The following is an 11,873-nucleotide window of genomic DNA, read 5'->3' on the forward strand; positions in this document are numbered from 1 at the left end:
GCAGGATGGCCGCACGTTTATCGCGCATTATACCCGGTTCATTGACGCTGCTGGCGGCCGTGGTGCTAAGCGCCTGTACCAGCCAACAGGCGCCGGTGTTGAAAGAGGGCGAGAAGCCCGTTGACGTGGCGTCGGTGGTGCGGCAGAAAATGCCCGCCAGCGTGAAGGATCGGGAGGCCTGGGCGCAAGCCATCGCCACCGCCTTTGACAGCCAGAAGCTGGCGCCGACGGAAGAGAACGTCTGCTCGGTGCTGGCGGTCGCGCAGCAGGAGTCCAATTATCAGTCCGACCCGGTGGTGCCGGGGCTGAATAAAATCGCCTGGCAGGAGATCGACCGCCGGGCGGAAAAAATGCACATTCCGCTGTTTCTGGTCCATACCACGCTGAAGATCACCTCGCCAAACGGCAAAAGCTACAGCGACCGTCTGGACAACGTGAAGACGGAAAAGCAGCTGAGCGCTATTTTTGATGACTTTATCGGGATGGTGCCGATGGGGCAGAAGCTGTTCGGCTCCCTGAACCCGGTGCACACCGGCGGCCCAATGCAGGTCAGCATCGCCTTTGCCGAGCAGCACACCTCCGGCTACCCGTGGAAAATGAACGGTACGGTGCGCCAGGAGGTCTTCAGCCTGCGCGGCGGCCTGTGGTTTGGCACCTATCATCTGCTGAACTACCCGGCCAGCTACAGCGTGCCGCTGTACCGTTTTGCCGACTTTAACGCCGGCTGGTATGCCAGCCGTAACGCCGCCTTCCAGAACGCGGTGGTGAAAGCCAGCGGGGTGAAACTGGCGCTCGACGGAGACCTTATCCGCTATGACAGCGATGAGCCGGGCAGCACCGAGCTGGCGGTGCGCCGCCTGGCGGGCCAGCTGGGGATGAGCGACAGCGAGATCCATAGCCAGCTGAAAAAGGGCGACAGCCTGGCGTTTGAGAAGACTGACCTCTATCAACAGGTTTTCCGCCTCGCGGATAAAAAAGCGGGCAAAACCCTGCCGCGGGAGATGTTGCCGGGGATCCAGCTTGAGAGTCCGAAAATCACCCGTAATCTGACGACGGCGTGGTTTGCGAAACGGGTCGATGAGCGGCGGGCAAGCTGTATGGCGCGGCGTTAACGGCGCCGACGCCAGCGCACAATGAGCGCCAGCAGCCCGATGAACGAGCAGCCGATCAGAAAAGGGATCAGGCCAAAGAGGGTGCCAACGGCGAGGCTGATGTCGACCTGTGGACGGCTGGCGTCCTGGGCCTGCATCAGGCGCTCAAAGACTCCCGGGGCGTGGATCAGCATGCTGAGCATCTGCGCGCCGGCCCAGCAGCAGATCAGGACGAACAGTCCGTAAGCGACATGGCTGCCGGTCAGCGCCCCTCTTTTTTTATTTCCCAAAAGCGATTTTGAAAAACTGAATTCAGCCATAGGCCCTCCCACCTCTGTACTGCTGGTTTTTTCTCCAGCTCTATGGCAGGTATTCTGGCAGTGCGACGCCGTCGCCAGTATCAGATTGCTGGTAATTGCCCTCCAGGAATAATCCTGTTTTCGCCGTTGTGTTAACCGCGCCACAGGAAGGGAAAAGGGAGACCGGCGTCGCAATCCAGCAACATTCTCCATATCGCTACAGACCGCCGCGGGCGGCTATGCGAAGATGCGTTTTTTGCTGTTGGAGGCCGCATGAAGCTCACTGATAAAATTCGCCGCGACTGGCACTACTACGCGGTGGCGCTGGGGTTAATTTTTATTCTAAATGGCGTGGTGGGGCTGCTGGGGTTTGAGACGCAGGGCTGGCAATCTTACGCCGTCGGTCTGGTCACCTGGGTGATAAGCTTCTGGATCGCGGGCTTTGTGATCCGCCGCCGCCCGGCAGAAGAGGCCTGAGGCCGCCGCTGCCAGGCGGGGTAAACGCGTTTTAGTTCATGGAGGTTTTCAGCGCCCGGTCCGCGGCATGGCGCTCCAGCGCCAGCTCAATCAGGCGAGTGATCAGACTGGTGTAATCGAGGCCGCTGGCCTGCCACAGCTTCGGATACATGCTGATGTTGGTGAAGCCCGGCAGGGTGTTGATCTCGTTGATCACCACCTCGTTGTCGGCGGTGAGGAAGACGTCGACGCGGGCCATGCCGCTGCAGCCCAGGGCCTGGTAAGCCTGCACCGCGATAGCGCGGATCTTGTCGTTGATCTCCGGGGCGATAGCGGCGGGGACCACCACCTGCGCGCCCTGGTCGTCGATATATTTGGTGTCGTAAGCGTAAAACTCGCTGTTGAGGACAATTTCGCCGCAGGTACTGGCCTGCGGGTGGTCGTTACCCAGCACCGCACACTCAATTTCCCGGCCTTGAATGCCTTGCTCTACCACCACTTTATGGTCAAATTCAAAGGCCAGGGCCACCGCCTGATGGTACTGCTCTTCGTTTTTAACTTTGCTGACGCCAACCGACGATCCCTGGTTGGCCGGCTTAACGAACAGCGGCAGGCCCAGCTTCGCTTCGACATCGGCAAAGCTAAACTGCGCGCGGTTGGCGCGGGTCAGGGTGATAAACGGGGCGACGGCGAGCCCGGCGTCGCGCAGCAGGCGTTTGGTCACATCTTTGTCCATACAGGCCGCAGAGCCCAGCACATCGGATCCGACGAAAGGCAGATTGGCCATGCGCAGCATCCCCTGCAGGGAGCCGTCTTCGCCCAGCGTGCCGTGGACGATGGGGAAAATCACATCGATGGCCGCCAGCGGCTGGCCGCTTTCGGCGTTAATCAGCTGCTGCGCTTCACGGCCCGGGATCTGCGCCAGAGTCACCGTTGAAGGGCGCAGGGCGATGCGGGCAGGATCCTGAGCATTGAGCAGGTAGTTGCCGGCGTCGTTGATGTGCCATAGCCCCTGTTTATCAATCCCCAACAGAACCACATCGAAGCGTGATTTATCAATCGCTTCCACGATATTCTTCGCTGACTGCAGCGACACTTCATGCTCTGCCGACTTACCGCCAAAAACGATCCCAACCCTCATCTTTGCCATTTCAACTTCCATCCAGATTACATCAAAGGGCATAACATACCATGTGAAACCGCCGCCTGCCTGCCATAATATTTACCTGATCAATTGACGGGAGCGGGCGTGAGAGGAAAGACGCTGCTGGTGCTGGCCGGGCTGCTCGGCGCGGGCCTGGTGGGATATCGCTATCTGCCGCCACACCTGAATCCGCTGGCGCCGCTGGCCCTTGACGATCCCCCGGGCTGGCTGACGTCGTTCAAGTTGCGCAGCCTGACGGCCGACCAGTGCGCCTCTCTGCTGGCGGAGGCCAACCGCCGGCGGCTCATCGCCAGCCAGCCGGTGGCCGACAGCGAGGGCGCCTGCCCGCTGCGTAACGTGGTGCGGGTGGCTAATTTTGGCTCGGTGCAGCTGAGCAGCAGTTTCCTCGCCAGCTGCCCGCTGGCGCTCAGCAGCGCGCTGTACGTCGAACAGCAGGCGAAGCCGCTGACCCGTCAGCTGATGGCCAGCGATCTGCGCCAGATCGATCATCTCGGCAGCTTCGCCTGCCGTAATATCTACCATCGGGAACAGGCGCGGCGCAGTGAACACGCGACGGCGGATGCCCTTGATGTCAGCGGCTTCCGCCTGACGGACGGCAGACGCATCAGCGTCCTGCAGGGCTGGCGCAGCGAGCGCTCTCACCCCTGGCTGGCGGCGCTGTTGAGCAACAGCTGCCCTTACTTCGGCAACGCGCTGGGGCCGGAGTACAACGCGGCGCACGCCAACCATTTTCACTTTGGCATGCGCGGGCAGGGCTTCTGCTTTTGAGCATAAAGCCCTGTGAGCAGCCTGAATAACCAGAAAATGCTTCGTCAGCCTCTCATGCGCATTCATAAAACACCAAACTCACCGCCAGCGCATCTATGGTAGTACACCAGTGGAATGAAATTGCTAAGCTAGGTAATAATTGGCAAATCATTAATGAATACGCGTAGTTATGGAATCCTGGAAGGTTAATCTCATCTCCGTCTGGTTTGGGTGCTTTTTTACCGGCCTGGCGATCAGTCAAATTCTCCCCTTTTTACCCCTCTACGTCTCCCAGCTGGGCGTCACCTCGCATGAAGCGCTGTCGATGTGGTCGGGACTGACCTTCAGCGTCACCTTCCTGGTCTCGGCGATCGTCTCGCCGATGTGGGGGAGCCTCGCGGACCGCAAAGGCCGCAAGCTGATGCTGCTGCGCGCCTCGCTGGGAATGGCGATCGCCATTTTACTTCAGGCCTTCGCCACCAATGTCTGGCAGCTGTTTATCCTGCGGGCGATCATGGGCTTAACCTCCGGTTATATCCCCAACGCCATGGCGCTGGTGGCCTCCCAGGTGCCGCGCGAGCGTAGCGGCTGGGCGCTGAGCACCCTGTCGACGGCGCAAATCAGCGGGGTGATCGGCGGCCCGCTGCTGGGCGGTTTCCTGGCGGACCACGTCGGGCTGCGGATGGTCTTTTTTATTACGGCGATCCTGCTGACCATCAGTTTTCTGGTCACCCTGTTTCTGATCAAAGAGGGGGGCCGCCCGCCGGTCAGCAAAACCGATCGTCTCACCGGGAAACAGGTCTTTGCCTCCTTGCCCTATCCGGGGCTGGTGATCAGCCTCTTTTTCACCACCCTGGTGATCCAGTTGTGCAACGGCTCAATTGGCCCGATCCTGGCGCTGTTTATCAAGTCTATGGCGTCGGACAGCAACAATATCGCTTTTCTGGCCGGGATGATCGCCGCGGTGCCCGGGGTGTCGGCGCTGATCTCTGCCCCACGGCTGGGTAAGCTTGGTGACCGCATCGGCACCTCGCGGATCCTGCTGGCGACGCTCTGTTGCGCGGTGGTGATGTTCTTCGCCATGTCCTTTGTCACCACCCCGCTGCAGCTGGGGACGCTACGTTTTCTGCTCGGCTTTGCCGATGGCGCGATGCTTCCGGCGGTGCAGACCCTGCTGCTGAAATACAGCAGCGACAGCGTCACCGGGCGCATCTTTGGCTATAACCAGTCGTTTATGTATCTGGGCAACGTCGCCGGGCCGCTGATTGGCGCCTCCGTATCGGCGATGGCCGGCTTCCGCTGGGTATTTATTGCCACCGCCATTATCGTCTTCATCAACCTCTGGCAGCTGGCATGGATGCTGCGCCGCACCCGCCGGGCGAAGGCCTGAACCTCGGCTGACGGTATTTAACGCCATACCGTCAGCGTTTTTCACCGACAGTAGATTTATCATTACTTTTTGTTATCGCCATGGCGTGAGCGCTATTCCGTTTTATTATTTCCGACGCACTTTGGTTATAAACAGCGCCGCTCATGATTAAACAATACTATTTATAGTGGTATTTTGTTGTGGTAAAACGTTTCGCTGTATATTGGGTGTTGCGACGATTCTTATTTTAAGTAATTCTGAGGTCCGTCATCGGGTACGACATCTCAATCGAAAAACAGACCTCGCATAAGGAACTGGTGCTATGAAGAATCTCATTGCTGAGTTACTGGTTAAACTGGCGCAAAAGGAAGAAGAAGCAAAGGAACTGACGGTGCAGGTTGAAGCGCTGGAGATCGTGGTCACCGCATTATTGCGCCATATGGAGCATGATGCCCAGCAGGCATTGATTCAGGATATTGAGCAGGCGATAGACCAGGTGACGCCCTGTCCGCCGGTCAACGACCAGGATGCCATCCTGCTGCAGCAATATCTAAAGAAGCTGTTGCGGCATCCTCGTAGCTAATCTTTGCGACGCGACAAGGATGCCGTCATTTTTCTGTCATCTCCCTTTTATAAAGTCTCCCACGTTTTGTTTTTTTAAGTATTTTTTACATGGAGATGACAAAAGTGAAATTAAGCGCCCTGTTTATTGCCCTGCTGCCTCTGCTGGGCTCGCCGGTTATTCATGCGGAAACTACTGCCGCGCCGGTTCTGGAAAATCGCGCTGCCCAGGGAGATATCACCACTCCCGGCGGCGCGCGTCGTTTAACGGGCGATCAAACCGAAGCGCTGCGCGCCTCGATAATCAATAAGCCGGCCAAAAACGTTATTTTGCTGATTGGCGATGGCATGGGTGATTCTGAAATTACCGCTGCGCGAAATTATGCGGAAGGGGCGGGCGGTTTCTTTAAAGGCATTGACGCCCTGCCGTTAACCGGGCAGTACACGCACTATTCGCTGGATAAAAAAACCGGTAAACCGGACTACGTCACCGACTCGGCGGCCTCCGCCACCGCCTGGACCACCGGCGTGAAGACCTATAACGGCGCGCTGGGCGTCGATATTCATGAGAACGCGCATCAGACCATCCTCGAGCTGGCGAAAGCGGCGGGCCTGGCCACCGGCAACGTTTCTACCGCCGAGCTGCAGGACGCCACCCCTGCGGCGCTGGTGGCGCATGTGACATCGCGTAAATGCTACGGCCCCACGGTCACCAGCGAAAAATGCCCCAGCAATGCGCTGGAGAAAGGGGGCAAAGGCTCCATTACCGAACAGCTGCTGAACGCCCGGCCGGATGTCACCCTGGGCGGCGGCGCGAAGACCTTTGCCGAAACGGCGACGGCGGGCGAGTGGCAGGGCAAAACCCTGCGCGAGCAGGCGGAAGCGCGCGGCTACCAGATTGTGACCGACGCGGCCTCTCTTGCCGCCGCGACGGCAGCCAGCCAGGATAAACCGCTGCTGGGACTCTTCGCCGACGGCAATATGCCGGTACGCTGGGAAGGGCCGAAGGCGTCTTATCACGGTAATATCGATAAGCCGCCGGTGACCTGTACGCCAAACCCGAAACGCGACGCCTCGGTGCCGACGCTGGCGCAGATGACGGAGAAAGCGATTGACCTGCTGAGCCGCAACGAGAAAGGCTTCTTCCTGCAGGTGGAAGGCGCCTCCATCGATAAGCAGGATCATGCGGCGAATCCGTGCGGCCAGATCGGCGAAACCGTGGACCTCGACGAGGCGGTGCAGAAGGCGCTGGAATTTGCCAAAAAAGACGGCAATACCCTGGTGATCGTCACCGCCGACCATGCGCACGCCAGCCAGATTATCCCGGCGGATAGCAAAGCCCCGGGGCTGACCCAGGCCCTGAACACGCACGATGGCGCGGTGATGGTGATGAGTTACGGTAACTCCGAGGAAGAGTCGATGGAGCACACCGGCACCCAGCTGCGCATTGCGGCCTACGGTCCGCATGCGGCTAACGTCGTCGGCCTGACCGACCAGACCGACCTCTTCTCGACCATGAAAGCGGCCCTGAGTCTCAAATAAGTCGCTGCCGGTGGCGAATTCGCGTCACCGGCTGGTTTTTTTTCTATCTGCGTCCAGACTTACAACGTTCCACTCACAGAAGGATGGTGCGATGAAAATAACCTTACTGATGACCCTACTGTTTGGCTTGATCTTTATCAGCGCGGTTGGCGCGGCAGAAAAAACGCCTACTCCCCAGCAGCAAAAGATGACGGACTGCAATCAGCAAGCGTCAGCCAAGGCGCTGAAGGGGGATGAGCGCAAAACCTTTATGAGCCAGTGCCTGAAAAAAGAGACCACCACGCCGCAAGGAAAGACCCTCACGCCTCAGCAGCAGAAGATGAGCGACTGCAACAAAGCGGCTTCGGCAAAATCACTGAAGGGCGATGAACGCAACACCTTCATGAGTAGCTGCCTGAAGAAAGCCTGAAAAAAAGGGAGCGCTCGCGCTCCCTTGTTCTTTGACCTCTCAGGGCTTGCAGCCCGCCTGCTCAGCTTCAGGAGCGGCTCAGTTTCTCTGATTTTTCCATGCACTGGGTGATGGCTTCGATCACCGCGGAGCGGAAGCCTTTCTCTTCCAGCACGCGCACGGCTTCGATGGTGGTCCCGCCAGGAGAGCAGACCATATCTTTCAGCGCCCCCGGATGCTCACCGCTCTCCAGCACCATTTTGGCGGAGCCCATCACCGCCTGAGCGGCGAATTTGTAAGCCTGAGCGCGCGGCATTCCGCCGAGCACGGCGGCATCGGCCATCGCTTCGATAAACATAAAGACATAGGCCGGCGCGGAGCCGCTAACGCCGACCACCGGATGGATCATCGGTTCGGCAATTTGCTCCGCCTGGCCAAAGCAGCGGAAAATGGTCAGCACTTCCGCTACATCTTCGCTGCTCACCAGCGCATTTGGCGTAACGGAGGTCATGCCGGCGTTAACCAGCGACGGCGTATTGGGCATCGCGCGAATAATTTTGCGATCGTGGCCGAGCGCGCGCGCCAGCTGATCAAGCGTGACGCCGGCGGCGATAGAGACCACCAGAGACTCTTTATTCAGGCTGGAGGCGATATCGCCCAGCACTTTGGTCATGATCCCCGGCTTCACCGCGCCGAAGACGATATCGGCAATCTGCGCCACTTCCTGGGCGCTATCGGCGGCGTTGATGCCGTACTGGTCGCGCAGAGCCGCAACCTTGTCCGGCGACGGGGTGTAGACCCAGATTTGTCCCGGCTGTACCTGGCCGCTGGCGATCAGTCCACCCAGAATGGCCTTACCCATATTGCCGCAGCCGATAAAGCCAATTTTCTTATCCATCACCATTCCCCTCTGCTTTTTTCGTTACGATCTGATTAGCTTATCATCCTGGCGCTTTCATAGGGGAGAAAAGCAGGTAACATTGGCGGCACTTATTGCAGGTAACAGGAGCTGGCATGGCCATTTGGGTGGATGCAGACGCGTGTCCGAACGTGATTAAAGAGATATTGTTCCGCGCGGCAGAGCGGACCCAGACGCCGCTGACGCTGGTGGCGAACCAGCCGCTGCGCGTACCGCCGTCGCGTTTCATCCGCACCCTGCGGGTTGAGCAGGGTTTTGACGTGGCGGATAACGAAATCGTCCGTCAGTGCGCGGCGGGGGATTTAGTGATCACCGCCGATATTCCGCTGGCGGCGGAGGTGCTGGCGAAGGGCGGGGCGGCGCTCAATCCGCGCGGAGAGCGCTACAGCGAGGCGACGATCCGCGAGCGGCTGACGATGCGGGATTTTATGGAGACATTACGGGCCAGCGGCGTTCAGACCGGCGGCCCGGATAGTTTATCGCAGCGCGATCGGCAACAGTTTGCCGCCGAGCTGGAGAAGTGGTTGCTGGCGGTTAAACGTCAGCAGGGTTAAACCCAGCTGTCGTCATCGCTGCCGATATCATCATCGCCAAAGCCGGCGTCGAAGTCGTCGTTCCAGGTGTTGTCGGCAAGGAACTGATCGTCTCCCTGACGGAACGGATCGTCACCTGCGGCGGCGTCCTGCGCGGCCGCATCAGGCTGCGGCTTCTCTTCGATGATATTAACAATCTCCTGCGGGTGCGAGCCGCTGAACATATTGGTCAGCATATTGCCCAGCACCACGCCGCCCGCTACGCCTGCGGCCGTTTGCAGCGCGCCTGCCATAAAGCCGCCGCCGCGTGCGGCAGCCTGCGGGGCATAGCTCTGCTGCTGCTGTGGGGCATACTGCGGCTGCGCGCTGGCCTGCGGGCGACCGTATTGCTCCGCGCCCGGGATCGGGTCAGAACCGCGTGACGAGCCGCCGCCAAACAGGCCGGAGAGGAATCCGCCGCTGCTGGGCTTCGCCGCCTGCAGCTGGCTGACCTGGCTCTCCAGCGCCTGGATGCGATCGTTGAGCTGTTTAATCGCGGCTTCCTGGATAAGAATGGTTTGCGCCATATAGTAGGGGGCCGCCGGCTGCGCGCTCACGTGTTGGGCAATCCGCTCCTCGGCGCTGGCATCGCGCGATGCACTGTGCGCCTCAGCCTCTTTCAGCCGGGAAAACAGTCCATCAATAAGGCGTTGTTCTTCAGATTGCATGTTACATTCCTCTGTCACACTGTCGAATAGGCATCAGGGTGCGTCTGAAACACGATGTTGTAAATATGTTGCTTCGTAAAGCTATGCATAAATGTGTTACCGTTTACGCCAGCAGCGGATAAAAAATAACGCCCGGCAGAAAGTAAAGCTGGTTAAACAGTACATGCAATGATAAGTTTACATCAAGAACCCCTTGTCTCACTGTGGTGATGGGGTGTAAAGAAGTTGTGTAACGTTTTCTTTACGTATGCGTTGCGGAACAGACAGCGATAATACGTTCTTTCGTTTTCCTTTTTTTGCGACAGACGGAACCAGGGGGTCTTCGGTTATGACACAGCCAATCTTTCTCATCGGGCCACGCGGCTGCGGTAAAACCACCGTCGGCCATGCGCTGGCGCGAGCGCGGCATTTTCAGTTCTCCGATACCGATCATCGGCTGCAGGCCCATGAGCAGCGGACGGTGGCGGAGATCGTGCAGGCGGAAGGATGGGCGCGCTTTCGCGAGCTGGAGACCCTGTCGCTGAAGGCCGTAACCCTGCCGAATACGGTGATCGCCACCGGCGGCGGCATCATCCTTGCGGAATGTAACCGTCAGTTTATGCGGGAGAACGGCGTGGTGATCTATCTGCAGGCGTCGGTATCGGCGCTGATTGACCGTCTGGAAGCCTACCCGAAAGCCGAACAGCGGCCGACGCTCACCGGGAAACCGGTGCGTGAGGAAGTGGGCGAGGTGCTGGCGCAGCGTGAAGCGTTATACCGTGACGCTGCCCATCATATTGTCGATGCTACGGCCGCCCCGGATCGGGTGGTGGAACAGATTATGACCATGCTGTGCGGCGCGGCGGCCACCCCGGTAAGTTAAGAATTTACTTACATTAAGGCGGCGAGGGGCGCCTATACTTGATAGTTCTGATACCAGAAGAAGGAAGAACTATGCCAAACAGGCCCCCATATCCGAGAGAAGCGCGCGTGGTTGCGGTAGAGAAAGGCCCGCAGGGTCAGACGGTCACCTGGTATCAACTTCGCGCGGACTATCCTGAACCCAATTCGCTGATCAGCGAACATCCTACCGAGCAGGAAGCCGTGGATGCCAAGCGGCGCTACGAAGATCCTGACAAGTCGTAACCCCTGAGCCCGGATTGCCTGCTCTGCGGGCAATATCGGGCATACCTCACACTTTTTATTTATCAGTCGTACTAATGAATATCTAACACACGGATTTTTCAGGCGCGCCGCCGCCGCCGGGCAATCTTTACATTCTACTGCGGCGTGGAGCTGCTACGCTTCTCGACGGTTGATTTTTACTCACCAGGGGGGCGAATGCTGTGTGTGGTAAGCCTGTGTTGAAGCAGTGGTAGTGAAAAGGTACATGATATGAGTAGTGCAACGATGGCAATTTTGACCATCGGCGTTGTGCCGCTGGCGGGAGTATTACCGCTCCTGACCGAACATATCAGGGAAGAACAGATCGCTCACATCAGCCTGCTGGGCGAGATGACGCGTGATGACGTGATGGCAGAGTACGCCGTGGGTGACGGCGAACAGGGTCTCTTGACCCTGCTCAGCGATAACCAGCTGGTGATGGTGTCGCGACAAAAAATTGAACGTGATGTTCGCAGCGTGATCGCCATGCTGGATCGACAGCATTTTGATGTGATCCTGCTGCTCAGCTCCGAACAGCTGACCGGTTTTACCACCCACCACGCGATCCTCCTCGAGCCGCAGCGGATCATTCCGCCGCTGGTGGCGTCGATCGTTGATGGGCACCAGGTCGGGGTGATCGTGCCGGTGGAAGAGATCATGCCCATGCAGCGACAAAAGTGGCATTCACTGGAGAAGTCGCCGTACTACGCGCTGGCCAACCCGTTTACCGGTAGCGACAGCGAGCTGTTAACCGCCGGTAAAGCGCTGCTGGAGCAGGGCGCCGACGTGCTGGTCCTCGACTGTCTTGGTTACTATCAGCATCATCGCGATGTGTTACAAAAAGCCCTTGATGTCCCGGTTTTGCTGTCGAATGTGCTGGTTTCCCGACTGGCGGCAGAACTATTAGTCTAATGTGTTAATTTCACGTGACAGGGGCAAGGAGCGCCCCCTAT

General features: G+C 58.6%; 15 protein-coding genes. 11 read left to right on the forward strand and 4 right to left on the reverse strand.

Annotated elements, in window-relative coordinates; translation table 11 throughout:
- Window positions 1-5 precede the first annotated feature (5 nt).
- Window positions 6-1,112: a DUF1615 domain-containing protein gene (locus ACLH1U_RS11180; protein WP_102002767.1), complete on the forward strand. Its 1,107-nt coding sequence runs from the start codon at window positions 6-8 to the stop codon at window positions 1,110-1,112.
- Here ACLH1U_RS11180 and ACLH1U_RS11185 read toward each other — a convergent pair.
- On the reverse strand, window positions 1,109-1,411 hold the full coding sequence (locus tag ACLH1U_RS11185) for a YaiY family protein (protein WP_023288568.1): 303 nt from the start codon (window positions 1,409-1,411) through the stop codon (window positions 1,109-1,111). The genes ACLH1U_RS11180 and ACLH1U_RS11185 overlap by 4 nt on opposite strands.
- A 252-nt stretch (window positions 1,412-1,663) precedes the next feature.
- On the opposite strand from ACLH1U_RS11185, the gene ACLH1U_RS11190 reads away from it, so the two are divergent.
- Window positions 1,664-1,867, forward strand: a complete 204-nt coding sequence (locus tag ACLH1U_RS11190) for a DUF2754 family protein (RefSeq protein ID WP_004204881.1) — start codon at window positions 1,664-1,666, stop codon at window positions 1,865-1,867.
- 31 nt (window positions 1,868-1,898) lie between these two features.
- Here the strand turns inward: ACLH1U_RS11190 and ddlA are convergent, their stop codons facing one another.
- Window positions 1,899-2,996 carry a D-alanine--D-alanine ligase gene (gene ddlA, locus ACLH1U_RS11195; RefSeq protein ID WP_023288569.1) on the reverse strand — a complete coding sequence of 366 codons (1,098 nt, stop codon included), beginning with the start codon at window positions 2,994-2,996 and terminating at the stop codon, window positions 1,899-1,901.
- Window positions 2,997-3,095: 99 nt separating this feature from the next.
- Here ddlA and ACLH1U_RS11200 point away from each other — a divergent pair, with 99 nt between their 5' ends.
- From ACLH1U_RS11200 to psiF, 5 genes are all read left to right on the forward strand, one after another.
- Window positions 3,096-3,779: an extensin family protein gene (locus tag ACLH1U_RS11200; protein WP_023288570.1), complete on the forward strand. Its 684-nt coding sequence runs from the start codon at window positions 3,096-3,098 to the stop codon at window positions 3,777-3,779.
- A 169-nt stretch (window positions 3,780-3,948) separates the two neighbouring features.
- On the forward strand, window positions 3,949-5,148 hold the full coding sequence (locus tag ACLH1U_RS11205) for a multidrug efflux MFS transporter (protein ID WP_411299247.1): 1,200 nt from the start codon (window positions 3,949-3,951) through the stop codon (window positions 5,146-5,148).
- A gap of 301 nt (window positions 5,149-5,449) precedes the next feature.
- Entirely contained in the window at window positions 5,450-5,710 is a 261-nt protein-coding gene (gene iraP / locus ACLH1U_RS11210; RefSeq protein WP_004204875.1) for an anti-adapter protein IraP, read from the forward strand.
- Window positions 5,711-5,799: 89 nt separating this feature from the next.
- The gene (gene phoA / locus ACLH1U_RS11215; RefSeq protein ID WP_032428614.1) at window positions 5,800-7,230 is read left to right on the forward strand and encodes an alkaline phosphatase; all 1,431 of its coding nucleotides are present in this window, start codon (window positions 5,800-5,802) and stop codon (window positions 7,228-7,230) included.
- A 91-nt stretch (window positions 7,231-7,321) separates the two neighbouring features.
- Window positions 7,322-7,639: a phosphate starvation-inducible protein PsiF gene (gene psiF / locus ACLH1U_RS11220; RefSeq protein WP_023288573.1), complete on the forward strand. Its 318-nt coding sequence runs from the start codon at window positions 7,322-7,324 to the stop codon at window positions 7,637-7,639.
- A gap of 67 nt (window positions 7,640-7,706) precedes the next feature.
- Here psiF and proC read toward each other — a convergent pair whose 3' ends face one another.
- The gene (gene proC / locus ACLH1U_RS11225) at window positions 7,707-8,516 is read right to left on the reverse strand and encodes a pyrroline-5-carboxylate reductase (protein WP_023288574.1); all 810 of its coding nucleotides are present in this window, start codon (window positions 8,514-8,516) and stop codon (window positions 7,707-7,709) included.
- 116 nt (window positions 8,517-8,632) lie between these two features.
- Between proC and ACLH1U_RS11230 the strand changes: the two genes are divergently transcribed.
- Entirely contained in the window at window positions 8,633-9,091 is a 459-nt protein-coding gene (locus ACLH1U_RS11230; protein ID WP_004204870.1) for a YaiI/YqxD family protein, read from the forward strand.
- Here the strand turns inward: ACLH1U_RS11230 and ACLH1U_RS11235 are convergent.
- On the reverse strand, window positions 9,088-9,777 hold the full coding sequence (locus tag ACLH1U_RS11235) for a DUF2076 domain-containing protein (protein ID WP_102003404.1): 690 nt from the start codon (window positions 9,775-9,777) through the stop codon (window positions 9,088-9,090). The two genes, ACLH1U_RS11230 and ACLH1U_RS11235, sit on opposite strands and share 4 nt — an antisense overlap.
- Before the next feature lie 328 nt (window positions 9,778-10,105).
- Between ACLH1U_RS11235 and aroL the strand changes: the two genes are divergently transcribed.
- From aroL to ACLH1U_RS11250, 3 genes are all read left to right on the forward strand, one after another.
- Window positions 10,106-10,639 (forward strand): shikimate kinase AroL, encoded by a 534-nt coding sequence (aroL, locus tag ACLH1U_RS11240; protein WP_023288577.1) that lies wholly within the window; start codon window positions 10,106-10,108, stop codon window positions 10,637-10,639.
- Between the two features lie 71 nt (window positions 10,640-10,710).
- The gene (locus ACLH1U_RS11245) at window positions 10,711-10,902 is read left to right on the forward strand and encodes a YaiA family protein (protein ID WP_008805350.1); all 192 of its coding nucleotides are present in this window, start codon (window positions 10,711-10,713) and stop codon (window positions 10,900-10,902) included.
- A 249-nt stretch (window positions 10,903-11,151) separates the two neighbouring features.
- Complete coding sequence (locus ACLH1U_RS11250; protein ID WP_072096489.1) at window positions 11,152-11,832, forward strand: AroM family protein; 681 nt, start codon at window positions 11,152-11,154, stop codon at window positions 11,830-11,832.
- Window positions 11,833-11,873 lie beyond the last annotated feature (41 nt).

Source organism: Klebsiella sp. 1SOBk5mer, assembly GCF_046603115.1.
Classification (GTDB): domain Bacteria; phylum Pseudomonadota; class Gammaproteobacteria; order Enterobacterales; family Enterobacteriaceae; genus Klebsiella; species Klebsiella quasipneumoniae.

Excerpts from the sequence above, each read along its gene's own strand:
- ACLH1U_RS11235 (WP_102003404.1), bottom strand. The coding sequence starts at position 9,777 with ATGCAATCTGAAGAACAACGCCTTATTGATGGACTGTTTTCCCGGCTG.
- ACLH1U_RS11185 (WP_023288568.1), bottom strand. The coding sequence starts at position 1,411 with ATGGCTGAATTCAGTTTTTCAAAATCGCTTTTGGGAAATAAAAAAAGA.
- ACLH1U_RS11245 (WP_008805350.1), top strand. The coding sequence starts at position 10,711 with ATGCCAAACAGGCCCCCATATCCGAGAGAAGCGCGCGTGGTTGCGGTA.
- ACLH1U_RS11180 (WP_102002767.1), top strand. The coding sequence starts at position 6 with ATGGCCGCACGTTTATCGCGCATTATACCCGGTTCATTGACGCTGCTG.
- iraP (WP_004204875.1), top strand. The coding sequence starts at position 5,450 with ATGAAGAATCTCATTGCTGAGTTACTGGTTAAACTGGCGCAAAAGGAA.
- aroL (WP_023288577.1), top strand. The coding sequence starts at position 10,106 with ATGACACAGCCAATCTTTCTCATCGGGCCACGCGGCTGCGGTAAAACC.
- phoA (WP_032428614.1), top strand. The coding sequence starts at position 5,800 with ATGGAGATGACAAAAGTGAAATTAAGCGCCCTGTTTATTGCCCTGCTG.
- ddlA (WP_023288569.1), bottom strand. The coding sequence starts at position 2,996 with ATGGCAAAGATGAGGGTTGGGATCGTTTTTGGCGGTAAGTCGGCAGAG.
- ACLH1U_RS11190 (WP_004204881.1), top strand. The coding sequence starts at position 1,664 with ATGAAGCTCACTGATAAAATTCGCCGCGACTGGCACTACTACGCGGTG.
- ACLH1U_RS11250 (WP_072096489.1), top strand. The coding sequence starts at position 11,152 with ATGAGTAGTGCAACGATGGCAATTTTGACCATCGGCGTTGTGCCGCTG.
- ACLH1U_RS11205 (WP_411299247.1), top strand. The coding sequence starts at position 3,949 with ATGGAATCCTGGAAGGTTAATCTCATCTCCGTCTGGTTTGGGTGCTTT.
- psiF (WP_023288573.1), top strand. The coding sequence starts at position 7,322 with ATGAAAATAACCTTACTGATGACCCTACTGTTTGGCTTGATCTTTATC.
- proC (WP_023288574.1), bottom strand. The coding sequence starts at position 8,516 with ATGGATAAGAAAATTGGCTTTATCGGCTGCGGCAATATGGGTAAGGCC.
- ACLH1U_RS11230 (WP_004204870.1), top strand. The coding sequence starts at position 8,633 with ATGGCCATTTGGGTGGATGCAGACGCGTGTCCGAACGTGATTAAAGAG.